This is a genomic window from Streptococcus sp. 1001283B150225_161107_H12 (assembly GCF_015552665.1).
Lineage (GTDB): Bacteria > Bacillota > Bacilli > Lactobacillales > Streptococcaceae > Streptococcus.
Window position 1 is genome coordinate 1 of record NZ_JADNFC010000014.1, and the last position, 1,097, is coordinate 1,097.

Below are 1,097 nucleotides of genomic sequence, written 5' to 3' on the forward strand. Positions count from 1 at the left end.
TTTATAAAATAATATATAATTTTCCCCTCTCTTCTAGTATCCAAGATGTTTTGATTGGCTAGTTTACGAAGATGGTGGGAGGCAGATGCCATACTGAGATTTAGTAAACAGGCTATATCACAGACACAGAGTTCTTCAACAGCAAGGAGATAAAAGATGATATTTATCTGTTTATTATCGGTAAATTTTGATAAAATGCGAAGTGATTTTTGGACTTTTTCCTTTTCAAGGTAGTTCGTTGCGGTTGTAACATTTTGTTGATTAATAACATCCACTTGACAGATACTATCTTTTTTCATAATTTTTTCTCCTAGCCTAACACAGCCCATAGCATGTCAAAGCTGTTGTTTTCAATCAGGATATACATCCCCAATCCTAAATAGACAACGGCAATAAACCATCTGCTATATTTTTCCAAAGTTTCTCCAACAGAAGGGACTTGTGCTAATTTTTGGGCAGAAAAAACCAAGAGATAAATCATGACTAGAAAAGTAAGTAAAGTCACTATCAAATTCGCTAAATTTAAGGTGGTAAAATATGGGACAAAGACACCAATATTGTCAGCGCCACAACTTGCAAAAGTAATCATAGCGACTAGAAAAATCAGGTTTTTATTGTCTTTTCGCAAACCATCTTTTGCAATAGCTTCTCCATCAGAATCTCCTAAAAGCAAAACTTTGAGGCCTAGGAAAATTGGAATCAAACCGAGTAAACCTAAAATCTCTTTACTAGGAATATAATTTAAGACAAATGCAAAAAGCAAACTTAGGAATATTAGACTATCAGAGCCTAGAAATTGTCCTAAATAGATGTTAATGATGTCCTTTCTGCTTTTTCTTTTGGCAAAAAATAACATTAGGATAATAAGTAAGTCTACGGCTGTCCCAGAATACAGGATTATTGAAGTAACAATATTTTGAATCATAAAACACCTCATTCAAATATATTTTTGAATGTATTCTAACATTAACCTTTGTAGATGTCAACTTAAAATCCACCAATTAATAATTGCATGTCAATATTTGTATTGTGAAACTAGTTTCAGAAATATATAGTCTTAAAGTATGTCCACTGCCAATGGTTTTTTCAATATTTAA

The 1,097-nt window shown here is 32.2% G+C and carries 2 protein-coding genes; both read right to left on the minus strand.

Annotated elements, in window-relative coordinates; all coding sequences use genetic code 11:
* Window positions 1-299, minus strand: a 299-nt coding sequence (gene cadX / locus I2C87_RS09985; RefSeq protein ID WP_057990285.1) for a Cd(II)/Zn(II)-sensing metalloregulatory transcriptional regulator CadX, incomplete at its 3' end; no start/stop codon positions are given.
* A gap of 11 nt (window positions 300-310) precedes the next feature.
* Complete coding sequence (locus I2C87_RS09990; protein WP_324250068.1) at window positions 311-925, minus strand: CadD family cadmium resistance transporter; 615 nt, start codon at window positions 923-925, stop codon at window positions 311-313.
* Window positions 926-1,097: the final 172 nt, after the last annotated feature.